This window comes from Gemmatimonas sp. (assembly GCF_021298855.1).
Taxonomy (GTDB): domain Bacteria; phylum Gemmatimonadota; class Gemmatimonadetes; order Gemmatimonadales; family Gemmatimonadaceae; genus Gemmatimonas.
In genome coordinates this window covers 1-23,494 of sequence record NZ_JAJTHI010000072.1, presented here as the reverse complement: position 1 = coordinate 23,494, position 23,494 = coordinate 1, and the positions used below count along the sequence as shown (strand labels likewise).

The 23,494-nt window shown below is 67.8% G+C and carries 21 protein-coding genes; 11 read left to right on the top strand and 10 right to left on the bottom strand.

What is annotated here, in order from left to right; all coding sequences use genetic code 11:
- The first annotated feature begins 30 nt into the window (after window positions 1-30).
- A complete protein-coding gene (locus LW840_RS16285) occupies window positions 31-1,233 on the top strand; it encodes a PLP-dependent transferase (RefSeq protein ID WP_291267476.1) in 1,203 nt (400 codons plus the stop codon).
- A gap of 96 nt (window positions 1,234-1,329) precedes the next feature.
- Here the strand turns inward: LW840_RS16285 and dtd are convergent, their stop codons facing one another.
- Window positions 1,330-1,809: a D-aminoacyl-tRNA deacylase gene (dtd, locus tag LW840_RS16280; protein ID WP_291267475.1), complete on the bottom strand. Its 480-nt coding sequence runs from the start codon at window positions 1,807-1,809 to the stop codon at window positions 1,330-1,332.
- 121 nt (window positions 1,810-1,930) lie between these two features.
- Between dtd and LW840_RS16275 the strand changes: the two genes are divergently transcribed.
- Entirely contained in the window at window positions 1,931-3,451 is a 1,521-nt protein-coding gene (locus LW840_RS16275) for a hypothetical protein (RefSeq protein WP_291277380.1), read from the top strand.
- Between the two features lie 264 nt (window positions 3,452-3,715).
- Here the strand turns inward: LW840_RS16275 and LW840_RS16270 are convergent, their stop codons facing one another.
- The 3 genes from LW840_RS16270 to glmM form a co-directional block, all read right to left on the bottom strand.
- The gene (locus LW840_RS16270) at window positions 3,716-5,362 is read right to left on the bottom strand and encodes a peptide chain release factor 3 (protein ID WP_291260781.1); all 1,647 of its coding nucleotides are present in this window, start codon (window positions 5,360-5,362) and stop codon (window positions 3,716-3,718) included.
- A gap of 173 nt (window positions 5,363-5,535) precedes the next feature.
- Complete coding sequence (gene glmS, locus LW840_RS16265) at window positions 5,536-7,362, bottom strand: glutamine--fructose-6-phosphate transaminase (isomerizing) (protein WP_291260780.1); 1,827 nt, start codon at window positions 7,360-7,362, stop codon at window positions 5,536-5,538.
- Between the two features lie 31 nt (window positions 7,363-7,393).
- Window positions 7,394-8,740, bottom strand: coding sequence for a phosphoglucosamine mutase (gene glmM, locus LW840_RS16260; RefSeq protein WP_291277379.1), 1,347 nt, complete (start codon window positions 8,738-8,740; stop codon window positions 7,394-7,396).
- 217 nt (window positions 8,741-8,957) lie between these two features.
- Between glmM and LW840_RS16255 the strand changes: the two genes are divergently transcribed.
- The 6 genes from LW840_RS16255 (at window position 8,958) to LW840_RS16230 (ending at window position 15,992) form a co-directional block, all read left to right on the top strand.
- The gene (locus LW840_RS16255) at window positions 8,958-9,644 is read left to right on the top strand and encodes a hypothetical protein (protein ID WP_291277378.1); all 687 of its coding nucleotides are present in this window, start codon (window positions 8,958-8,960) and stop codon (window positions 9,642-9,644) included.
- Window positions 9,645-9,873: 229 nt separating this feature from the next.
- A complete protein-coding gene (locus LW840_RS16250) occupies window positions 9,874-11,043 on the top strand; it encodes a PLP-dependent transferase (protein ID WP_291267472.1) in 1,170 nt (389 codons plus the stop codon).
- Between the two features lie 142 nt (window positions 11,044-11,185).
- Window positions 11,186-12,241, top strand: coding sequence for a M48 family metallopeptidase (locus LW840_RS16245; protein WP_291277377.1), 1,056 nt, complete (start codon window positions 11,186-11,188; stop codon window positions 12,239-12,241).
- A gap of 147 nt (window positions 12,242-12,388) precedes the next feature.
- On the top strand, window positions 12,389-13,669 hold the full coding sequence (purD, locus tag LW840_RS16240) for a phosphoribosylamine--glycine ligase (RefSeq protein WP_291260775.1): 1,281 nt from the start codon (window positions 12,389-12,391) through the stop codon (window positions 13,667-13,669).
- A 237-nt stretch (window positions 13,670-13,906) separates the two neighbouring features.
- Window positions 13,907-14,761 carry a bifunctional DNA-formamidopyrimidine glycosylase/DNA-(apurinic or apyrimidinic site) lyase gene (gene mutM, locus LW840_RS16235; RefSeq protein WP_291277376.1) on the top strand — a complete coding sequence of 285 codons (855 nt, stop codon included), beginning with the start codon at window positions 13,907-13,909 and terminating at the stop codon, window positions 14,759-14,761.
- Window positions 14,762-14,831: 70 nt separating this feature from the next.
- On the top strand, window positions 14,832-15,992 hold the full coding sequence (locus LW840_RS16230) for a GIY-YIG nuclease family protein (RefSeq protein WP_291277375.1): 1,161 nt from the start codon (window positions 14,832-14,834) through the stop codon (window positions 15,990-15,992).
- 120 nt (window positions 15,993-16,112) lie between these two features.
- On the opposite strand, the gene LW840_RS16225 is transcribed toward LW840_RS16230, so the two are convergent.
- From LW840_RS16225 to LW840_RS16200, 6 genes are read right to left on the bottom strand one after another with little or no spacing between them, the layout of a single operon-like run.
- Complete coding sequence (locus tag LW840_RS16225; protein ID WP_291267468.1) at window positions 16,113-16,604, bottom strand: metallophosphoesterase family protein; 492 nt, start codon at window positions 16,602-16,604, stop codon at window positions 16,113-16,115.
- Window positions 16,605-16,612: 8 nt separating this feature from the next.
- Window positions 16,613-17,293, bottom strand: a complete 681-nt coding sequence (locus LW840_RS16220; protein WP_291277374.1) for a hypothetical protein — start codon at window positions 17,291-17,293, stop codon at window positions 16,613-16,615.
- A gap of 4 nt (window positions 17,294-17,297) precedes the next feature.
- Window positions 17,298-17,906: a flavin prenyltransferase UbiX gene (locus tag LW840_RS16215; RefSeq protein ID WP_291260770.1), complete on the bottom strand. Its 609-nt coding sequence runs from the start codon at window positions 17,904-17,906 to the stop codon at window positions 17,298-17,300.
- Entirely contained in the window at window positions 17,903-18,862 is a 960-nt protein-coding gene (locus LW840_RS16210; protein WP_291260769.1) for a UbiA-like polyprenyltransferase, read from the bottom strand. Before LW840_RS16210 ends, LW840_RS16215 begins: the two co-directional genes overlap by 4 nt.
- A gap of 7 nt (window positions 18,863-18,869) precedes the next feature.
- A complete protein-coding gene (locus tag LW840_RS16205) occupies window positions 18,870-20,354 on the bottom strand; it encodes a menaquinone biosynthesis decarboxylase (RefSeq protein ID WP_291277373.1) in 1,485 nt (494 codons plus the stop codon).
- A 30-nt stretch (window positions 20,355-20,384) separates the two neighbouring features.
- Window positions 20,385-21,161, bottom strand: coding sequence for a ubiquinone/menaquinone biosynthesis methyltransferase (locus LW840_RS16200; RefSeq protein ID WP_291269460.1), 777 nt, complete (start codon window positions 21,159-21,161; stop codon window positions 20,385-20,387).
- A gap of 142 nt (window positions 21,162-21,303) precedes the next feature.
- Here LW840_RS16200 and LW840_RS16195 point away from each other — a divergent pair, with 142 nt between their 5' ends.
- The 3 genes from LW840_RS16195 (at window position 21,304) to LW840_RS16185 (ending at window position 23,366) form a co-directional block, all read left to right on the top strand.
- Window positions 21,304-21,906 carry a sigma-70 family RNA polymerase sigma factor gene (locus LW840_RS16195; protein WP_291267464.1) on the top strand — a complete coding sequence of 201 codons (603 nt, stop codon included), beginning with the start codon at window positions 21,304-21,306 and terminating at the stop codon, window positions 21,904-21,906.
- 130 nt (window positions 21,907-22,036) lie between these two features.
- Entirely contained in the window at window positions 22,037-22,621 is a 585-nt protein-coding gene (locus tag LW840_RS16190; RefSeq protein ID WP_291277372.1) for a hypothetical protein, read from the top strand.
- 16 nt (window positions 22,622-22,637) lie between these two features.
- Entirely contained in the window at window positions 22,638-23,366 is a 729-nt protein-coding gene (locus LW840_RS16185; RefSeq protein ID WP_291277371.1) for a hypothetical protein, read from the top strand.
- The last annotated feature ends 128 nt before the right edge of the window (window positions 23,367-23,494 follow it).

The following is a 23,494-nucleotide window of genomic DNA, read 5'->3' as shown; positions in this document are numbered from 1 at the left end:
AAGTTTACCGTGTCTCTCTTCCCCCTCGCCATGTCCGACACCTCCTCGAGCGGCTCCGGCAGCCCGGCGGCTGCCCATTTCGAAACGCTGGCCATTCGCGCGCAGGCACCGGTGACGCCGGCGCGCGAACACTCGGTGCCGCTGTACCTCACCTCGAGCTTCCGCTTCGACGATGCCGAGCATGCGCGCGCGCTGTTTGCGGAGGAGATGAGCGGCAACATCTACAGCCGCTATGCCAATCCGAACACCGACGAGTTCGTGAACAAGGTGTGCCTGCTGGAGGGGGGCGAGGACGGGGTGGCCACCGCCTCGGGGATGTCGGCCGTGTTCACGGCGATCGCCGCCCACGTCGCGAGCGGCGATCATGTCCTGTCGGCCCGCGCCATCTTCGGCAGCACGCACCAGCTGTTCACACGTGTCCTTCCCAAGTGGGGGGTGACGAGCGATTACGCCGACATCGCCGATCCGGCCAGCTGGGAGCGGTTGCTGCGCCCCACCACGAAGCTCATCTACGTGGAGACGCCGTCGAACCCGGGACTCGAGCTGGTGGACCTCGCCTGGCTGGGATCGCTCGCGCGCGCGCGGGGAATCCCGCTCGTGGTCGACAACTGCTTTGCCACACCCTACCTGCAGCGTCCGCTCACGCACGGTGCCACCGCCGTGATTCACTCGGCGACGAAATACATGGACGGACAGGGGCGCGCGCTGGGCGGCGTGATCGTGGGCGATCGGTCGTTCATGGCCGACTGCCGGTTCTTTGCCCGGCATACCGGGCCGGCCATGAGCGCGTTCAATGCCTGGATGCTTTCCAAATCGCTGGAAACCCTGGCGGTGCGCATGGACCGGCACTGCAGCAACGCGTTGGCGGTGGCCCGGCATTTCGAAGGCCATCCGGCCGTGCAGGCGGTGCGCTACCCGTACCTGCCGTCACACCCGCAGCACGAGCTCGCGCGGCGCCAGATGACACAGGGGGGCGGGATCGTGGTGCTCGAACTGGCCGGTGGGCTCTCCCGCAGCGGGCGTTTTCTCGATCGCCTGCGCCTGGCCTCCCATTCCGCCAATCTCGGGGACACCCGGACGATCGTCACACACCCGGCATCCACGACACACAGCAAGCTCACGGGTGCAGAACGCGCGGCCGTGGCGATCACCGATGGTCTCATTCGCATCAGCGTGGGGCTCGAACATGTGGGTGACATCATCGACGATCTGGAGCAGGCGCTCGCCGACTGAGCCACTCGGCTTAACGAGAATCGCTTCTTGCCACTGCAGGCTGTGCATGCTGCCGTTCAGGGTGTAGGATATAGCTGAGTTCGGCGGCCCTGTACGTCAGCGGGTGGAGTCGGCCTCCCGTTCCAGCCAGAACGTGACGGGGCCGTCATTGACCAGTTCGACGTCCATCATGGCACCGAACTCCCCGGTCTCCACGTGCACCCCTCGCTGTTTCAATCGCATTACGAAACGGTTATATAGTGGTGCGGCAGCATCTGGTTTTGCCGCATCCACAAAGCTGGGTCGGCGCCCTTTGCGGGTGTCGCCGTAGAGCGTGAACTGTGACACGACCAACAGGGCGCCGCCCTGCTCCCCGATGTCATGGTTAAGTTTCTCTTCGTGGTCTGGAAACAGACGCAACGTGAGAATCTTCTCGGTCATCCACTCGATCTCCCGATCGGTGTCCGAGTGCGTGAAGCCGACCAGCAGCAGGTACCCGCCATCGATTCGCCCGGCGAGTCGCTCGCGCGGCCCTCCGTCCGACCCCTCACGAATGCGGACTTCGGCGCGTTTTACGCGTTGGAGCAGTATTCGCATAGCAACAAGATTGGCTCCCTGGTCACGTCGCGAAAGCCGCTGGACGAACACGCGCCGCCCGACCATCGAGACAAAGCAAATCAACAGACCCGTGCACCCACGTCTTGCGCTTCATTTCGATTTGACGCCGCGCCACGCGGCGACCGATGCCGACTCGGCCTTCCTTGCCGCGTGTGTCGCGTGGCTGGGGTTGGATCAGGGCCAGCGGCTCAGTTGGGACACGCCCTCGAATCACACGCTCGACGGTGGGCGCATTCTCCGCTGGGCGCCGTATCGGCACGAGGGCTCGGCGCTGGCCGACATCGTGGTGCACGCGCCCGATCCCCTCGACCGTTCGCTGCAGTGGTCCACGCATGTGACCTATGTGGTCACGACGTCGGCCTCCGGCACCCAGCAGCGGCAGGTGAACATTCGCGTGGGCACGGAAGGGGGGGCACCCAACGGGGCGCCCCCGCCAGTGCGCCCGCCGCGGCTGCTGAGTGAGCTCGACGCGGCGTTCACCCTGGTTTCGAACGACGGGCCGCTGCAGCGCGTCCCCACGCAGCTCGAGGCTGGCACGCTCGACGCCTTCGTGCGCTTCGTACTCTGCGATCCGGCGCGCACCATGCCGGTGCTGCTGCTCACCGAACTGCCGGACGGTGGCTACGTCCTGCCACCCGAGCAGTTTGCGGCCGAGATGTTCGGGCTGGGGCTGTGCTTCCAGCTGCGCCACTCCGATACGTTCGCGCTGTCCGATGCCGTGGGGGGCCATGCGCGCTCGGTCTTTCTCGGATCGGCACGCGCCTACCTGCCCGGCTTCACGCTCGAATCGGATCCGTTCCAGCATCCGCTCGTGCTGGCCCGGGCGCTGGCGCTTCCGGGCGAACGTCGTCGCCTCGTGCAGCGGCTGGCCGAAGTGTCGGTGCAGCGTCCCTTCTCCGATCCCGCCATCGCCGACACGTTGCGCGACCTGCGCGCGGCGTCCTACGGCGCGCGGCCCGATGCCACCGAGGCGTTGGCTGCGGCGGAGTCGGGTGTCGAGATGGACAAGGGGCGGCTGATCGGCATCGTGCGCCAGCTCGAAGAGGCGGTCCGGGCCGCCGAAGGGGAGTTGAGTCGCACGCGGGAGCGTCTCTCCGAGACACGGCAGCAGCTCGACCAGGAGCGCGCCTCGGCGCGTGCGCTGCGCACGACGCTCGCCGCCCACAAGGAGCGCCAGCCCATCGCGAAGCCGGCCAGCGACGCCCCGCAGTCGGTGCTGGAGGCGGTGGAGCGTGCGCAGGCCCTGTACGGCGACGCCATCCGCATTCTTCCGTCGGCGTTCACGTCGTCGAAGGAATCGGAGTTCCCTGATCCCGACACGGCCTGGTCGTACCTGAAGGCGCTGGGCGAAGTGGGTCGCCGTCGGCAGGACCGTGCCCTGGGTCGTCCCCTGGGCGAAGTCTTTGCCGATTTGGGGGTGGATTACTCACCCGGTCCCAGCGATCCCTCGCGCAAGACCCCCTACGTGTTTCGGGATGGCGATCGCGAGGTCGAGTGCGCCGATCAGCTGCGCAAGGGGAGCAATCCGGCCACCTGCCTGCGCATCTACTTCGCCAGCACGGAAGATGGCGGCTTCGTGATTGGTCACGTGGGGCGGCAGATCGACACGATAGGCAAGTGAGGGGCGTGGGCTGGCTTGGTGAACGGCAGACGGCAGACGGCAGGAACTACAGCACGCAGCGCGCAGGAATTCTGTAGAACTAAACGGGGGCGACCGCAGCGCGGCGCCCCCGATTCCCTTTGTGGTAGGGATACCGGGAGCCGCGCGAAGCGCCGGCTCCCGAGTTGTTCTACCACATTTCTCCCGACTGCGTGCTGTAGTTCCTGCCGTCTGCCGCCTGCGGTTTGCCGTTGAACGCCCCTCAATCCCGCGAGCCGCCTGCCCTCACGGCGCCGTCTCATGGAACTGCACATTCGTCTCGTGCTGCAAGGCGCGCCGCAGCGCCCACTGATCCTGGAAGAGCACGACGATCGCCCCCTTGTGATCGTACACCTTCATGCGCCCGAGACCGGTCGCCACGCGCTCGACATCGGCCTTGGGCCCGGTGAGCCAGCGGGGCCAGCGGTAGCTCATCTTTTCGAACTTGCAGGGCGCCGAATACTCGTACTCGAGGCGGAACGCCATGACGTCGAACTGGAGCTGCCCCACGGCCCCCACGATGGGCTGTGCCCCGGCGCTGGTTTCCGCGTAGAACACCTGCGCGGCGCCTTCCTCGGTGAGCTGACGTAGCCCCTGGTCGAACTGCTTGCGCTTCATCGGGTCGGCCGGCATGGCGCGCGCAAAGTGCTCCGGTGCGAATCGCGGAATGCCCTGAAACTCCATCTTGCCGTCGCCGCCCAGCGTGTCCCCGATGCGCAGGTTGCCACGATCCATGACGCCGATCACGTCACCAGGCCACGCCTCCTCGATGGCCACGCGGTCGCGCGCCATGAACTGCTGCGGGGCCGCGAGGCGAATGGGTTTGCCCGACCGCTGGTGCAGCACCTGCATGTTGGCTTCGAAGTGCCCGCTGACCACGCGCAGGAAGGCCACCCGATCGCGGTGCTTCGGGTCCATATTCGCCTGGATCTTGAACACGAACCCGGTGAAGTCCGTACGCGCCGGATCGATGGGGCCCACGCTCGACTCCCGCGGCCCGGGTGACGGCGCCAGCTCGAGGAACTCACGCAGGAAGGGCTCGATGCCGAAGTTGGTGAGGGCCGATCCGAAGAACACGGGGGTGAGTGAGCCATCGATGACGCGGGCATGCTCGTACTCGTGTCCCGCGGCGTCGAGCAGCTCGATGTCCTGCATGAGGCGATCGAACGCGCTCTCGCCCATCGCGTCGAGCAGCGCGGGATCATCGATGCTCACGATGGTATCGTCGGCCCGCGTGGCACCGCGATCACCGCTGCGCTCAAACAGGTGCACCTCGCGCTTGAGCCGATCGTACACGCCCACGAACACGTCGTTCTCGAACACCGGCCACGTGGCCGCGTAGCAGTCGATGCCAAGATCCGCCTCGACATCCTGGATGAGCTTGAGCGGGTCCTCACCATGACGGTCGCACTTGTTGACCAGCGTGAAGATGGGCGTCCGCCGCATCTTGCACACGTCGAACAGCTGCCGGGTGCGTTCTTCCACCCCGCGGCGATTGTCGAGCAGCATGATGGCGCTGTCGGCGGCCACGAGTGTGCGGTAGGTGTCTTCGGAAAAGTCCTCGTGCCCCGGGGTGTCGAGCAGGTTGAGCTGATACCCGAGAAACTCGAACTGGAGCACCGAACTGGTGACGGAGATGCCGCGCTCCTGCTCGAGCTTCATCCAGTCCGACGTCGCGTGCCGCGTGGCGCGCCGCGCCTTCACCGAACCCGCAAGGTGGATGGCCCCACCGTACAGCAGCAGCTTCTCGGTGAGGGTGGTCTTGCCGGCGTCGGGGTGCGAAATGATCGCGAACGTGCGACGGCGGGCAATCTCCCGCGCGAGGCGGGAATGATCGAGCGGCGCGGTGGCAGCGGCTTCGGTGGAGACGATGTCGGGGGGGCTGTCGGACATCTTCCTAAGATAGTGAGGGGGAGCAACCGGCAGCCGCGGTCGATGGCCTGTGGCAGCAGGAGGATGGGGACAGGGGGGACGGAAGAAGGGGGGCATCACGCGATGCCCCCCTTCACCCTTCCCTCCGAGATCTTCGACCGGCTCCCCGGGGCAGTGCCCCGTGGTCCGGGGCTCTACTCCACGGTCACCGACTTGGCCAGGTTGCGGGGCTGATCCACGTTGCACCCGCGCTTCACGGCGATGTAGTACGCCAGCAGCTGCAATGGCACGCTCGCCAGAATGGGGCTGAGCAGGTCGACCGTCTCCGGGATGCGGAACTCGTAGTCGATCTTGCCGGCCAGGCTGGGCTCGTCGCGCGTGGTGATGGCAATGACCTTGCCCCGGCGCGCCTTCACCTCCTGGATGTTCGACGTGATCTTGTCGAAGACCGCGTCGTGCGGCGCGATGCACACCACCGGCATCATCTCGTCGATGAGGGCAATGGGGCCGTGCTTCATCTCGGCCGCCGGATAGCCCTCGGCGTGGATGTACGAGATTTCCTTGAGCTTGAGCGCCCCTTCCAGCGCCGCCGGGAAATTGTAGCCACGGCCGAGGTACAGGAAGTTGGACGCGCGCTTGAACTCCTCGGCCAGCGCCTCGATCTCCTCGGCCCGATCGAGAATGCTCTGGATCTGCGCCGGCAGGTTGGCCAGCGCCTGGGCAATCTCGCGGCCCCGCGCCACGCTCAGGTCGCGCAGGCGCGCGAGCTTGAGGGTAAAGAGCGCCAGCGCCACCACCTGGCTGGTGAAGGCCTTGGTGCTGGCCACGCCGATCTCGGGACCGGCGTGCAGGTAGATGCCGCCGTCGTCCTCACGGGCAATGGTGGAACCCACCACGTTCACCAATCCCAGCGTGCGGGCGCCGCGGCGCTTGGCCTCGCGCATGGCGGCCAGCGTGTCGGCCGTTTCCCCCGACTGCGAGATGACGATGCAGAGCGTGCGCGGCGTGACGATCGGGTTGCGATAGCGGAACTCCGACGCGTACTCCACCTCGACGGGAATGCGGCACAGCTCCTCGATCATCATCTCGCCAATGAGCGCCGAGTGCCAGCTGGTGCCGCAGGCGGTGATGATGATGTTGTCGACGGCGAGCAGGTCTTCCTTGGAGATGTTGAGCCCGCCAAGCTTGGAGAAGCCTTCCTCGAGAATGAGACGCCCGCGCATGGTGTTCTCCACCGTGGTGGGCTGCTCGAAGATCTCCTTGAGCATGAAGTGCGGATAGCCGCCGCGCTCGATCTGCGCGAGGTCCCATTCGATGCGGGTGACCGGCTTCTCCCGGATCACGGAATCGAGATCGAGCACCCGGTAGCCATCCTTCGTCACGACGGCGATGTCGCCATCGTCGAGATACACGACATGCCGCGTGTGCGAGAGGATGGCCGAGGCGTCGGACGCGATGAAGTTCTCGCCTTCCCCGATGCCGACGAGCAGCGGACTGCCCTTGCGGGCCGCCACCATCTTGTCCTTCTCGTCGCTGCTGATGACGGCAATGCCGTACGTCCCATCGACCTGACGCAGCGCCTCGATGACCGCGGCCTCGAGATTGCCGGCGTAGGCGGTTTCGATGAGATGCGCGAGCACTTCCGTGTCGGTGTCGGACTTGAACACGTACCCGCGCGCCTCGAGTCCCGCCTTGAGGACCGTGGCGTTCTCGATGATGCCGTTGTGCACCACGGCAATCTTGCCGTTCTGACTCACGTGCGGATGCGCGTTGTTCTCCGTTGGCGGCCCGTGCGTGGCCCAGCGGGTATGGGCAATGCCCAGCGTCCCGTGCGGCGGACTGGCCGCGATGACCGACTCGAGCCGGGCGATCTTGCCGGCCGCCCGGCGGGTTTCCACGCCCTTGCCGTTCATGATCGCCACGCCGGCCGAGTCATAGCCGCGATACTCGAGCCGCTTCAGTCCTTCGATCAGCATGGGCGTCGCCACGCGATCACCAACGTATCCTACGATTCCACACATGGGCGTTCAGGTCAGGGAAGCAGGGAGCGGTTCAAGCCAGGGCGGCGAGCGGCGCGCGTGCCTGGGCAATGAGCGCCCGGGCCTCGCGGTCCGACGGCGCTTCGGCGATGACGCGCACGATGGGTTCGGTGCCGGACGGCCGCAGGTGCACCCAGCGGTCCGCCCAGTCGAGGCGCAGCCCATCCTGCGTATCCGCGCTCGCATCGGGAAAAGCCCCGCGCAGCGCGTCGTACACGGCGTCGAGCGCCGCGTCCGGTCGATCCAGCTTGTCCTTCACGATGACGTAGCGAGGGCGCGCCGCCACGAGTTCGGAGAGCGGCCGATTCTCTTCGTGCATGAGCTGCAACATGAGTGCCGCGCCGACCGGCGCGTCACGGCCCAGGTGCATGTCGGGGAGAATCACGCCGCCGTTGCCCTCGCCACCAATGGTGGCCCCGGCCTCTCGCATGGCGAGGGCCACGTTCACCTCACCCACCTTGGCGAAATGAAACGGCACGCCCATTTCGGCCGCGACATCGGAGACCACCTTGCTGGTGGAGAGGTTCGTCACCACCGGTCCCGGACGATGCCGCAACACCGTGCGTGCGGCAAAGGCCAGCGTGTAGTCCTCGCCTGGCGCCCGCCCGTCATCGAGCACGAGGGCGAGCCGATCCACATCGGGGTCCGTGGCGAAGCCCACGTGGGCGTGCGTGGCCCTGACGAGCGCTTCCAGCTCGCCAAGGTTCTCGGCCACCGGCTCCGGGGGCCGGTGAAAGCGCCCATCGGCATCCATGTTGATGGCGTACACTTCGCACCCGAGCTCCGTGAGGAGCTGGGGCATGATCGCACTGCCCGCACCGTGGCAGCAGTCGAGGGCAACCCGGAAGCGGCGCGCGCGAATGCCCTCCACGTCGAGCCACGGCAGCGCCAGCAGCTGCGCAATGTGACGGGCAATCGCCTCATCATCCTGCTCGATCGTCCCCAGCTGGTCCCAGGTGGCGCGGGGGATGCCGGTGTCCAGCAGGGCGCGCATCTCGGCCCCTTCGGCCGCCGAAAGGAACAAGCCCGAGGGCCCAATGAACTTGAGCGCGTTCCACTCAATGGGATTGTGGCTGGCGGTAATGCCAAGCCCCCCGGCGGCATGATGGTGTTCCACCGCGAGCTGAATGGTGGGGGTGGGCACCATGCCGATATCGATGACGGTGCAGCCGACCGATTCGAGGGCGCCGTGCACGATGCGCGTGAACATGGGTCCGGACACGCGACTATCGCGCCCCACCACCACCCGGCGGTTGCCGTGGCGTGACGCCCACGCCCCGAAGGCCGCCGCGAAGGTGGCCACCACCTCGGGCGTCAGGGCCTCGCCAACCCGGCCACGCACACCGGACACACTGACCATCAAGCCATCGAACGCCATGTCGCTCCTCGGGCGGGTCATCGGGGCGCGCCCCGTTCAGTCGCAATCCGTAAAGCTAGGTACCTGCCACGCGGTCAACCAACAGGGCCGTTACCGACTCTGCTGTCCGCTGTCCGCGGATATGACGAGCGGCGCACGGGGGCGTTACACCGCTGGCCCCGGGGCGCACGCGGCGGCGCAACGCGTTATGCTGCGATGCATGAATCCGCTGGCCTTGCTTCCTTACGCGCTGGCGGCGGCCGGCGGTCACGTCGGTGCACACTCCGCCAATGCCCTCACCGCCGCCGGCTTCACCCTGCTCCAGCGCTCCGCGCGCCTCGTGCGCCTGTTGGCGGGGAAGCAGGCCGCAGCCCTGCTCGAGCAGCCGCAGCAGTGGGTGGTGGCCTTCGCGGCCAGTGACGGACGCGCCCTGGTGGGTCTCGATCCGGCGTTGTCCGTCGACGCTCTCGCCGGTCTCTGTGCGACCCACAACGTGGGCGCCGTCTTCACCACCGCAGCGCTGGCGTCGCGCCTCCCCCCGCACGTGCCACGGGTACTGCTCGATCAGGTCCCGCGTGCGGCTCAACTGCACGTGGAGACGCAGGTGGCCACCGTTGATCTCGGCTCCCACTTTGCGCTGGAATTGGTCGGGGTGCAGGAGGGCGAGGAGAGTGCCGGATCCACGGAGACCTGTTACCTGGAGGCTGCCACCGGCAAGCGGCGGTCTCATGGCGAGCTGTTGCAGCAGGCGAGCGCCACGGGTTCGGCGCGCCGGGGCACGCAGGTGGCACCCGTCGCTCGCGGCGCCGCACTGCACGAACCGTCGGTTCTCGTGGCGGCGCTGCTGGCCCCGTTGCTGGCGGGGGCCACCATTCCCCTGGAGCACGCCGGTGACGTTGTGACGTAGAGGACCCGGCGGGCCCCTGCAACAACCGGAGCGGCGGCGTCTCAGGACGGGTGGACACCGCGCATCACGCGGCGGGCTTGGGGTCCTTGGGGAACCGGGGCCATTGCACCAGGGGCGGCTGCGCCGCGCGCTCAGAGAGCCGGACGGCGCGCCGGGCGCCGGACGCTCGCCGGCCGGATGTCGTGCGACTAGCTTCCCGCTCCATCTCCCCACGGACGACCCGGAGCCCATGACGCGCATTTTCGACGAAGACCTGACGGGTGGCTTCGCCACTCGAGCCATTCACGCCGGTCAGCGCCCCGACCCAGTGTCGGGCGCGATCATGACCCCGCTGTATCTCACCTCCACCTACGTGCAGGAGAGCATCGGCGTCAACAAGGGGTACGAGTACGCCCGCGGGAAGAATCCGACGCGCCAGGCGCTGGAGCGGAACGTGGCCACCCTCGAAGGCGGCACCCACGGTTTCGCGTTCGGCAGCGGCATGGGATGCCTCGATTCGATCATGAAGCTGTTCCGGGCCGGCGACCACATTGTATGCGCCGAAAATGTCTACGGCGGCACCTTCCGTCTCTTCGATCGGATTCTGCGGCATATGGGGCTGTCGTTCACGTACGTGGACACGAGTGAGCCTCAGCGCGTCGATGACGCGATGACACCCACCACTCGCGCGCTGCTCGTGGAGACGCCCACGAACCCGCTCATGCGGCTCACCGATCTGCGCGCCATGAGCGAGATCGCCAAGCGTCACCAGGCTCTGCTGATCGTCGACAACACCTTCGCCACGCCGATCTACCAGCGGCCCCTCGAACTTGGTGCCGACATCGTCTGGCATTCGACCACGAAGTACATCAACGGTCACTCTGATATGATCGGCGGGCTCGCCGTCGTTCTTGAGGATGAGCTGGCCGACCGGTTGCAGTTCATCCTCAATGCTGCGGGCGCCGTGCCGGGGCCGTTCGACGCCTGGCTCGCCTTGCGCGGCACGAAGACGCTGCCGCTGCGCATGAAGCAGCATGACCTCAACGGGCGGGCGATCGCCGATTTTCTCGTGGGGCGCCTGGGGGCCGAGCGGGTCATCTACCCGGGCCTTTCGTCACACCCGCAGCATGAGCTCGCCAGACGCCAGATGTCGGCCTTCGGCGGCATGATGACGCTGGAGCTCGGCTCGAAGGACAACGCCCGCCACTTTCTGGAGCGGGTTCGCGTGTTCTCCCTCGCCGAGTCCTTGGGGGGCGTGGAAAGCCTCACGAACCACCCGTACACGATGACCCACGGCTCGGTGCCCGCCGAGGTGAAGAACGCCATGGGCCTTACCGAGGGCATGGTGCGGCTGAGCTGCGGTATTGAGGACGCCGAGGACCTGATTGCGGATCTGGATCAGGCGCTGGTGGGGATCTGAGGCGGCGCGCCCACAGCATCACGATTCGCTCCCATAACTCGAAACAGGCAACTCGGAACTCCGCGGGAGTGACGGGTTGCCTGTTTCGCGTGGCGAGTGCCCCCCCTGCAACCTTTCCGGATCTCTTGCCGTACGGTCCCCCATGGCCATCCAACTCACGCAGATCAGCTCCGTGACCTGGGAGCATCCCGCCGATCGGGCCGCGTTGCGCGCCCTGCGGGCCCTCCCCGGTTTCGACGAGGTCGTGCGCAAGATCGCCGGCGCCTTTGGCGAACGCGGCGTCCGCAATCTGTTCCTGGGCGACGCGGTCCTCGTGGGGCCGACGCAACGCCCGGCCCTGTATGCCCGGTATCTCGACGTGCTGCAGACCCTCGACTGGCCGGCTGCCGGCCAGCCGGCGCCGCAACTCTACGTGGCGCAAACCCCGATCGCCAACGCCGGCGCCGTGGGGTTCGAGCAGCCGTTCATCGTGATCAGTTCAGGAACGCTCGAACTGCTCTCCGCCGACGAACAACGCTTCGTGCTGGCGCAGCAGCTTGGCCACATCATGACCGGCCGCACCACGTACCGGACGATTGCGCTCATTGTGCTCTTCTTCGGCATGAGTGCGCTCCCCCTGTTGGCCAGCATCGCGCTCCTGCCCTTCCAGCTGGCGCTGCTGGAGTGGTACCGCACCTCGGAGCTCAGCGCCGATCGCGCCGGCATGCTGGGCACACAGGATCCCCGCAGCAGCCTCATGACCTTTCTGAAGCTCGCCGGGGGGAAGGCCGACGGGGATACCATCGATCTCGACGCGTATCTCGCGCAGGCCGAGGAGTACCAGATGGGAGGCTCGGCGTGGGACAGCGTGCTCAAGGCGCTCAATACCGCGCTGCGTGAGCACCCGTTTCACACGGTGCGTGCCGGTGAGCTGAACCGGTGGCAGCAGTCGGGCGCGTACGGTGCAGTCCTTGGCGGCGACTACATCCGACGTGGCAGCGAGGCCGAGCGTCCGTTCCGCGACGATCTGCGCGACGCCTCGGATTACTACATGGAGAAGGCCAAGGAAGCGGCAGACGCTGTGGGCGGCGTGATCAATCGCGCCGCAGATGCCTTCCGGGATGCGTTCAAGGCCGCCGCGAGCATGAGTGATGCCGCGCCGAGTGCACCGCCGCCGCCCAGTGAGCCACCGGCACCAGATCGCCCGGCGGGACCCTGAACGGCTCGTGGGAGACATGAAGCTGCGGAGACGCGGGGGGCACTCGATCGTACATGATGATCGGGTGCCTTTTGCTTTGTTGTTCACCGTGCCTCCGCGGCTCCGTGTCTTCGACGAGCAGTTCCCTCCCCGGATAGATTTCCGCCCATGAAGATCCTCCTCCTTGGCTCGGGCGGCCGTGAACATGCCCTCGCGGACGCGCTGTCCCGAGAGAACACGCCGGTCGACCTCATCGCGGCGCCGGGGAACCCGGGTATCGCGGAGCTGGCGCGTCTCGTGTCGATCAACGCCAACGACCCCCGCGAGGTGGCGGCGCTGGCGGAAGCCGAGCAGGTCGGGCTGGTGGTGGTGGGCCCCGAGGCGCCGCTCGCCGCCGGGGTGGTGGACCACCTGCAGCAACGCGGCATCCCGGCGTTTGGCCCCACGATGGGCGCCGCCACGGTGGAAACCAGCAAGGCCGACACGAAGGCGCTCATGATGGCCGCCGGGATCCCCACGGCCCATGCCGAGACGCATCGCCTCGCGCGCGAGGCGAAGGAGGCGGTCCGCACCCGGTTTGGCGCACCGGTGGTGATCAAGGCCAGTGGCTTGGCGGCGGGCAAGGGCGTGATCGTCTGCCAGACGGAGGCCGAGGCGTTCGACGCGATCGATCGCATCCTCGACGATCGGGTTTTCGGCGAGGCGGGCGCCGAGTGTCTCGTGGAAGCCTTCATGACCGGCGAGGAGCTCTCGCTCTTCGCGATTGCCGACGGTCATGATGTGCTGCCCATGATTGGTGCGCAGGACCACAAGCGCCTGCTGGATGGGGACGAGGGGCCGAATACCGGCGGGATGGGGGCCTACACGCCCGTCTCCTTCTCCACCCCGTCGCTCGTGGATGACGTGACGGAGCGCATCTTCCTGCCCACGCTGCACGCGCTGCGCACGCGCGGCACGCCATTCACCGGCCTGCTGTACGCGGGGCTGATGCTCACGCCCGAAGGGCCCAAGGTGGTGGAGTTCAACTGTCGTTTCGGTGATCCCGAGACCCAGGCCATCCTGCCGATGCTCACGAGCAGCCTGCTCGACCCCCTCCTCGCTGTTTCACGTGGTGCGCGCATCGGGAACATGGCGCCGTTTCAGTGGCGCCGCGGCGCCAGCGTGACCACCGTGGTGGCGTCGGGCGGCTATCCCGATGCCCCGGTCACCGGCTTCCCGGTGCATCTGCCGAGCTTCAGCGACTCCGTGCGCGTGTTCCATGCGGGCACGAAGCGCGGGGACAACGGTGACCTGCTCACGAGCGGTGGCCGCGTCTTCGCCGTGACCGCGCTCGCCGACAGTTTTGCCGCCGCACAGCGGGCATCGCGCGACGCGGCGTCGCGCATCGAGTTCGAGGGGGCGGTGTACCGGCGGGATATCGGCTGGCGCGAAGCGTCGCGGGTGGGCTAGACTCGCCGATGCGCTGGCGGGACGTCGTGCTCTGGAAACGCCCCCGCACAGAGCTCACAGCGATGGTGGAGGACACGGCGCAGTGCACACCGCCGAGCAGGAACGCGCACAGCTCCTCGGTGCCCTCCGCCTCCTCGGTGAACTCTGCGATTTCGCGTTTCCCCTGACTTCGACCCGCGCGTTTGCGTTGACGTCGGCCTCATTCTCGACCTCAGCGCACGCGATACTCCATCCCGCATGCCTGAACTCCCCGAAACCGAAACGATTGCCCGCGACCTGCACGACATGGTCGTGGGCGCAGTCGTTTCCGGGGTGTCTGTGCCCCGCCCCGACGTGCTGCGCGAGGCAGACGCACGCGGGTTCACCGAGGCGCTTGCCGGCCAATCGATACGGCGGGTGTGGCGCCGGGCCAAGCTCATTGTGCTGGACGTGGACTCGCGTCCGGACGCGGCGGGCGCGGCGCCCGCATGGCGCATCGTGGTGCAACCGCGCTTTACCGGCGGGCTCGTGGTAGACGATGGTTCGATGCCGGCCGAGGAGCACGCCTATCGCTGTGTGACGTTCGCCCTGCACGACGGGCGGGCCCTGCATTACCGCGATGTGCGGCGGCTGGGCACCGTGGCGCTCATGGATGCCCCGCGATTCGTGGCGTACTCCGGAGCGCTCGGCCTCGAACCCCTTGACCCTGCGACCGACGACGCTGCATTTTCGGGTTGTGTTCGGGCGTCGCGTCAGGCTATCAAGATTGCGCTGATGGATCAGAAGCGGCTCGCCGGAGTGGGCAACATTTACGCGAACGAGGCCCTGTGGCTCGCCGGAATCGATCCATCACGCGAAGCATGCACGCTCAGCCCCCAGGAGCTTTCACGGTTGCGCACGGAGTTGCGCGCCGTGCTCTCAGCCAGCATTGCGGCACGTGGGACCAGCTTTCGCGACTACCGGGATGCGCGCGGTGAGCGGGGACGGTTTGTCGAACAGCTGGCCGCGTACGGTCGCGCCGGGGCACCCTGTCGCCGCTGTGGACGGCGCCTGGTCGGTACCCACGCCGTGGACGGACGCAGCACGGTCTTCTGCCCGGGGTGTCAGTACTGAGCTGGCCAGCGGGCTTGCCGCCGCCCTCCCGCTCTCCCGCCGCCGCCCGCGCCCCGCACTCGCCACCCAGTTGGACCTCGCGGTTGGCACCCCGGACGCCGACGTCGCCCGTCTCAAGGCGCAGGTGCGCGACACGGCCCGCAACGAGCCGGGCGTGTACCTCATGCGAGGGGCGCATGGCGAAGTGCTGTACGTGGGCAAGAGCACGCAGGTGCGCACGCGGCTGTTGTCGTACTTCCGCCTGCCGTGGCCAGAGCATCGCCACGCCCGCCTGCTGCGCGAGACCTCGCGCATCGAGTGGGAGCCGCACCCCAGCGAGTTCGCCGCGCTCCTGCGGGAGGTGCGCCTCATTCGTGCCCACCTGCCCCGCTACAACGTCCGCTCGGCGCGACCGCTCGACAAGTGGTGGGTCATTACCATTGGCAGGGGACCGGCGCCACGGCTACGCATTCAACGGGCCAGCGCCGCCGCCCGCTCGCGTGAGGTGGCGCAGGTCATCGGTCCCTTCGCCTCACGGCGTCCGCTGCAGGACGCGCTGCGCGTGCTGAACGATGCGCTGGGGCTGCGTGACTGCGGTGATCGCGTCCGCATGCACACCACCGACAGTGCGGAACTGTTCGAACAGACCCACCCGGCGCTGCAGCGTACGCCCGGGTGCCATCGGTACGAAACCCGACGCTGCCTGGGGCCGTGCATTGGGGCCACGAGCGAGTACGCGTACCGCGCCCAGCTCACCCGCGCCAGAGCGGTGCTCGAGGGTCGCGACGATACGCCGCACCAGCACCTCGTGCGCGAAATGACGGTGGCAAGCGCGGCGCTTTCCTACGAGCGTGCCGGATGGCTGCGCGACCGACTCACCGCGCTGCAGGAGTTCGACGCGCAACTGGCGCGGGTGCGGGAAGCGCTCACGCGGCCAAGCTTCGTGTACGCGGTGCCGGGACGTGACGGCGACGACCGCCTGTATCTCGTGCGGCACGGGCGGGTCATGGCCGAAGCGCGCTGCAGCGACCCCGACGCGATCAACGCGCTGCAGGCCATGGAGCGCGCGCCCGCACAGGCTCCCACCGGCGCCATGGTGGACCAGCTCGATGAGCTGCTACTCGTGGAGTCGTGGTTTCGCGGGCGCAATGGCGCCGATGCGCTGGCGGCCGACACGGTGGTGGGAGCGCTGGAGAAGCTGGCGACGCATGTGCGATCCGCTGGCTTGGCCGCGGAGCGGCAAGGGGGGTGAACAGTTCGTCGGAGATCGCGGAGCCACGAAGGCACGGAGAGCTTTACCTCACCAGTTGGTCTCCGTGGCCTCCGTGGCTCCGTGTACGCCGACGAGCTTTTCTTCGCCTCTCGCCTCGCGCTACTCCGCGTCGATCCCCAGCGGAATGAGCTCGACATCCGCCTGCCCCTGGTAGATGTAGAGCTTCGCGACACAGGGTTGCAGCTTGAAGCGCCGCGGGCCGGCGGCGCCGGGGTTCACCACAAGGCGCCGCGCGGCCTTCGTGACCAGTTGCTGGTGCGTGTGTCCGTACACGATCACGTCGGCGGTGGGATATGCCCCCACCAGTTTGGGCGGCGTGGGACTGCCCAACTCGTGCCCGTGCGTGACCACGATACGCACGCCGTCGATCACCTCTTCGATACGCTCCACCAGGTCGGGGCGCCCCGGGGCGTCGGTGTTGCCGAAGACCGCCCGGACGGGAGCGATGGTTGCCAGTTCGGTGAGGACATCGGCGGGCCCCACGTCGCCGGCATGGAGGATTTGCGACACTCCCTGCAGCGCCTCGAAAACTTCGGGGCGCACGAGGCCGTGCGTATCGGAAATGAGACCAATGATGGTCGCGCGCTTCATGGTGGTACTCAGGACAAGGGCGAATCGGGATGCCGGCGCAGCGCGCGGCGGCGCTCGAGCTCGGCACGGGCTCCCTCGGCGTCGCGGGTGCCGGGGAAGCGTTCGGCCAACCGGCGCAGCTCTGACATGGCCCGCGCCTCGTCGGCCAGCGGGCCAAGATACAGGTCCACGAGCCGGTGCGTCGCATACAGCTCGTCGGCACGTGTGGCATCGGGGGCCTTGCGCAGCCGCATGAGCAGTTCGCGCGCGCTCGACGGATCCCCCTCGGCCCGCAGCTGCACTTCAGCCTCGGCCCGCAGCAGCGACGCGCGATCGCCATGTTCGGCGCGCACCTGCGCAAATGCCTGCGAGGCCCCCGCGAGATCGCCCCGCGCGGCGAGCGCCTCGGCGTGTGAGTACACGGCCGTGTCCCTGCCGCGCCCCCCCGGCTCGAGCACCGCCATCATGCTGCGTTCGCCGACCGCCTGCACGACCCGCACACCGACGACGGTGACGACGGCCCCAATGACCCCGCCGAGTGCCGCGACCCAGAGCCGGGTGGGAAACGGCACGCGCGCCACCGACGCGAAGACGAACGAGACGGCACCGAAGGCGACCCAGGCGTACAGCAGCACGACGCCCTGATTGCGGCGATCGCCACGTCGCTGACGCTCGACCTGCCGCTCGAGGAGGACCGGATCGAGCGTCATGGGGCTACGATGACGCTCCCCAGCGCTTTCCCACGGTGTGCTCGAGCTGCAGGTGGTCGAGCACCCGCGCCACCATGAAGTCCACCAACTCGGCGATGGCCGTGGGCTGGTGATAGAAGCCGGGGGCCGCGGGAATGACCGTGGCACCGGCACGCGTCACGGTCGTCAGGTTCTCCAGGTGGATGAGCGAGAGCGGCGTTTCCCGTGGCACGAGCAGGAGCGGACGACGCTCCTTGAGTGCGACATCGGCGGCGCGCTCCACCAGCGAGCGCGAGGTCCCGTGTGCAATGGCGCTCACGGTACCCATGCTGCACGGGCAGACCACCATGCCGCTGGTGCGCGCTGAACCGCTCGCCGGCGCGGCCCCCCGGTCGTTGTCGTCGAAGACCGTGACCGTGGCGTCGAATGCCGCGGCCCCTACCTGCGCCCGCAGCGCGGCAAGGTCGCCGAGGCCGCTCTCCGTCTGCAACAGGCGCCAACCATGGCTCGACACGATGAGCCACGTGGGGACGCGCAGCTCCACCAGCGCCTGCAGCAGCCGCACCGCATAGGGAGCACCCGACGCCCCGGTAATGGCCAACACCACCGGATGGCGGAACGGCACGGCGCTCATGGAGTCTCCGGCAGCAGAAGGCGGGCGGTCAGCACGAACGCCAGAAAACCGAGGGAAATGAGTCCGTTCATGGTGAAGAAGGCCGCATCGATGCGACTCAGGTCGTCGGCCTTCACGAGCCGATGTTCCCAGAGCAGCATGAGGGCGATGCCCACCACGGCCGCCCACAGGATGCCCTGGACGAGTGGTGTCGCGGTGCCAAGCGGCTGCGCCGCCACCACGGCGGCGAAACAGCCCACGGCCAGCACGTGGAGCAGGCGCGCAATGCCCACCGCGCGGTGCACCCCGAACGTACTGGGCACACTGTGCAGGCCGTGCCGCGTGTCGAACTCCGCATCCTGCAGGGCATAGATCATGTCGAACCCACCGCTCCAGCACACCACCGCGGCGGCGAGGACCAGCAGCAGCCACACCGGGTGACTCCACGCGCCGGTCACGGCGAGATAGCCCCCCACCGGGGCAATGGACAGCCCGAGCCCCAACCACAGGTGCGACCAGCGGGTGAATCGCTTGGTGTAGCTGTAGCCCAGTACCCACAGCAGCGCCACCGGTGACAGCGCCAGGCAGAGCGGGTTGAGCATGAAGCTGGCGAAAATGAACAGGGCGCTGCTCGCCACGATACTCAGCTTCGCCTGTCCCACGGTGAGCGTGCCGGCCGGCAGTTCGCGCATGGCCGTGCGCGGGTTGAGTGCATCCACATCGCGGTCGACGAGCCGGTTGAACGCCATGGCGGCGAATCGCGCGCTCGTGAACGCCAGCAGCACCCACCCCACGATGGCCGGTGTCACCGGTGCCACCACGCTCGCGAAGATCACGCCGACGAGCGAGAAGGGCATGGCGAACACCGTGTGCGGCAGCTTCACGAAGTTGGCCAGTCGCACGGGGAGCGACTGCCCACGCATGAGCTGCCCGTCACGCGCGCCCTTGGGGGGCACGATGTTCGAGGGCGTGGTCACCGGCGGCTCACGGCCTCGGGCCCAACCCGAGACTCGCCCACTTGGCATCGACCGCCTGCTTCGTGGCCGCATCCATTTCAATCACCTTGGGCCACGCCCGCGTGAAGCCTTCCTCCGGCCATTTGCGCGTGGCGTCGATCCCCATCTTGCTGCCGTACGTGAAGGCGCGGCTGGCATGATCGAGCACGTCCACCGGCCCCATGGTGAAGCGCACGTCGCGCTGCGGGTCCATGTTGTTGAGCGCCACCCACCAGGCTTCCACCGGGTTGCGCACATTGATCTCCTTGTCCACCACCACCAGCACCTTGGCCAGCGACATGAGCCCCTGCCCCCACAAGGCGTGCATCACCTTGTCGGCATGGCCGGGATACTTCTTGTCGATGCTCACGAACACGAGGTTGTGGAACCCGCCCTCGGCCGGCATGTGGTAGTCCACGATCTCCGGCGTCGTGAGCTTGAGCAGCGGCAGGAAGATGCGCTCGGTGGCGTGCCCGAGATAGAAATCTTCCATGGGCGGCCGGCCCACGATGGTGGTGGCGTACACCGGGTTCTTGCGCATGGTCACCGCCGTCACGTGCACGCGCGGGTACAGATCTGCCTCGCTGTAGAAGCCGGTGTGATCGCCAAATGGCCCCTCCACGATCAGCGCTTCGGCCGGGTCGATGTACCCCTCGATCACGAACTCCGCATCGGCGGGCACTTCGAGATCGTTGGACACCGCCTTGGTGAGCGCAACCGGCTTTCGCCGCAGGAAGCCGGCGAAGAGGAACTCGTCGATGTTGGGCGGGAGCGGCGCGCTGGCGCTGAACATGCTGGCAGGATCGCTCCCCACCACGATGCACACCGGCATCTTCTCGCCACGCTCCGCCATCTGCCGCATGTGCTCGGCGCCCGTCTTGTGGCGCTGCCAGTGCATGGCCACATGCTTCTTGCCCAACTGCTGCACGCGGTACATACCCACGTTGCGGATGCCGCGCACGGGGTCCTTGGAAATCACGGCGGTCATGGTGATGTACGGGCCACCGTCTTCGGGCCAGCAGTGCAGCACGGGGATGCGGTCGAGGTCGATCTCGTCACCCTGCCACACGACTTCCTGGCAGCTCGGATGCACGCGGGAGGTGCGCGGCGGGAACTTGCTCACCTCCAGCAGACGCGGCAGCAGCGACAGCTTGCCAAGGAAGCCATCGGGCACCTTGAGATCCATGAGCTGCGTGATGCGCGCGCCGATGTCGTCGAGGCTCTCGACGCCGAGCGCAAGCGCCATGCGCTTCATGGAGCCGAAGAGGTTGATCGCCACCGGATACTGCGCGATGGTGCCATCGCGCAGCACCGGCTTCTCGAAGAGCAGCGCCTTGCCGCCACCCGGCATCTTGGAGACCCGGTCGGCGATTTCGGTGAGTTCGAGATGCACCTTCACCGGCTGCGATATGCGATGCAGCTCGCCGAGGCGATCGATCGCGTCGATGAATTCGGAAAGGGTATCGAGTGCCATGCGTGAGTGAGTCGCCCGCGAACGGGCTGGTTACACGGTGCCCGTGTGGATGGCCGCGATGCCGAGCGTGAGTCGCTCCCACGTCACGGTGGAGAAGCCGGCGGCGCGCATGCGCTCGGCCAGCGTTTCCTCCGTGGGGAAGTTCGCCACCGACATGGGGAGATACGTGTACGCCGACTTGTGCCCGCTCACGAGTCGCCCGATGAAGGGGAGCACGTGGTGGAAGTAGGCGAGGTACGCCGCACGGACCAGCGCAAAGCGCGGCGTGGAGAATTCGAGAATGACGAAGCGCGCCCCCGGGCGCAGCACACGACGGACTTCACGCAGGCCGGCGTCGAGGTCGGCCACATTCCGGATGCCGAAGGCCACGATGGCCCCATCGATGCTGCCGGAAGCAAAGGGCAGTTGCAGGGCATCGGCGCCCACGGGCGTGAGCACCGCATACGGGGCCTTCCCCTTGCCGTGCTGCAGCATGGGCACCGCGAAGTCGGCTCCGGCCACGAACCCGCGAAAGCCGGGCTGCCGCACCAGCAGCGCCCCCACGTCGAGGGTGCCGGCGCACAGGTCGAGGTAGGTGCCGGCGGGACGCGCATTCCAGGCGAGCGCACGCAGCGCCCGCTTGCGCCAGCGCTTGTCGATGTTGAGGGAGAGGACGTGGTTGAGCAGGTCGTAGCGCGGCGCAATGTCGGAGAACATGCGCTGCACATACTCGCGCTTCCCTTCCCCCTGGGCGGCGCTGGCGGCGACCTGCAGGTCATCGCCCGGGTGGCTCGACGCGGCGGAAGGCGCGTCCAGAATGCGTGGCATCCCGAAACATCGAGGGGCGAGGCAGGCCGAGCAAGCGCCGGAACGCGGCTTTCGCGCGGCGACGGGACGCGGGGCCGGTCCGGAATCATTGCCCCTGTGGCTGGTCCGGCCGGGGATGCTGGACTAGCTTTGGCCCCTGCGCATGCCAATGCCCGACGAGCTGGGAACACTCCCCGACGCCGATGTGGTCCGCCTCGCCCAGCAGGGGCGCGAGCTCGCGTTTCGCGAACTCGTGCGCCGCTACGAGCGGCCCGTGTTTTCGCTCGTCTTCCGCATGGTGCGCGACCGGGAAACTGCCGAGGACCTGGCGCAGGACGCCTTCGTGAAGGTCCTCAATCACATCGACAAGTACAGCCCCGAGTTCAAGTTCTCGAGCTGGCTGTTCAAGATCGCCAACAACGTCGCCATCGATCACCTGCGGCGCCGCAAGCTGGACACGATCAGCATGGACGGCAGCCCGCACGCGACGACGGCGTCGGAGGTGGAGGCGTCGTCGCTGGAGCTGGTGTCGGAGCAGGAGAGCGCGCTGGACGAAATGGAGGCCAAGGAGCTGGGGTCGGCCATCGAACGGGCCATCGCCGCGCTGCGCCCGGAGTATCGCGCCTGCATCATGCTGCGACATGTGGAGGGGCGCGCCTACGAGGAAATCGCGGCCACGCTCGACCTCCCGCTGGGGACGGTGAAGACGTACATCCACCGCGCCCGGCATGAGCTCCGCAAGGCCCTCGAACCCCTGCGTCAGTGACCTGCGGCTCCGCCTTTCCGGAAGATTTGGCGGGCGTCAGCCTGCCGGGCCTTCCCCGTACCGAAATCCGCTGGATGTCCCTGAAACTTCGCCCCGCTGCTGCACGTAGGCCCCGCATGGAGGTACCTCAATGATCGATCGCCACCTCAGACCAGACGAAATCGAGCTCCTTCTCGACGGGGAAGAGGGCTTCGGCGTGGCCCAGTTGCGGGCGCACGCCGCTTCGTGTTCGGTGTGCCAGGCCGAAATGGCCAGTGCGCAGGAGATCATGCTGGCGCTCGACGCCCTCCCCGACTTCGCCCCCTCTCCGGCGTTTGCGGACCGGGTCATGAGCCAGGTGCAGGTCTTCGAGCCGTGGCATGCGGCCGCCACCCGCGCGGTGGAGCAGTTCATCCCCGCCAGCCGTCCGGCCCGTCTGGCGGCCGGCTTCGCGGCTGCGGTGGGGGCCGGGCTGGCCACGGCCGGGGCCACCTGGGCCGTGGCCCGCGCCGACATGGGACTGCTGCTGGCCCAGCTGGGGCTCGAGCGCTCCCGTGAGCAGGTGGTGGCGGCGGGTAGCGATCTGGCCTCGACCGTCCTGGGGCAGCCCGGGCTCGACGCCCTGCGCGGCAGTTCTCCCGAAGTCATGGCCGTCGCGCTGGGCGGATTCGTGGCGGTCGCCGGCATGGGCGTCGTGGGCATCCGGGCGCTCGCCTCGTCATCACGCACCCGCTGAATCACGGAAACCGGACATGCTCTCCACCACGCTCGTTGCCGTCGCCGGTACCTTCGGCATTGGCCTGGTCATTGGGCTGGTGGTGCTCATGACCGCCGAGGAGGCGCTGCTGGCCGTGGCCAAGGGCGCGGCGCGCGATGTGAGCGGCAGCTTCTGGGCGGGCCTGCTCACCCAGCTGCTGGCCGTGCCGGCGCTGGTCGTCCTGCTCCTGGCGTGCGCGATCACCATTATCGGTATCCTGGCCATTCCGGTGGCCGCCTTGGCCTGGGCGCTGGCGCTCGCCGGTGCCGTGACGCTGGGCATTCTGGCGGTGGCCATGGTCATCGGGCGGGCCATCGCGGGGCGTGGCCGGGCCACGTCCGAGCGCGGCGCGGCGCTGCGCGGCCTTGCGGTAGGGCTGGTGACGCTGTCACTGGTGTGGTTCGGCGCGGCCTTGGCCGCGAATGTGGCCGTACTGGGCGCCATCACCCGCCTCGTCGCCGTGGCGTTTACCTGGGCGGTTGCCACGGTGGGGTTGGGCGCCGTGGTCAAAAGCCGCATTGGTGTTTCGCGCCTCAGCGTGAAGCTCGGCCGTTTCGGCGGTACGACGGTGGGCGGATTCACTGGCCAATGGAGCCCATCCAGCAGCACCGGGGTGAACGAAGTGCAGGTGCCTGTAAGCTGGCAGACGCCAACGCCCGTGCAGGGCGTGGTGGCGGCGCCGAAGCCGAAGACGGATGCGCCATCGGGGGCGAGTGGGCTGTAGTAGGTCTGGGGTGGTCGTCGCACAGCAGACGGCAGACGGCAGGAACGACAGACAGCAGACGGCAGGAACGCGGTACGACAATACGGGCGCAGCCGCTTCGCGGCGCGCCCGATTTCCTTTGCGGGAGG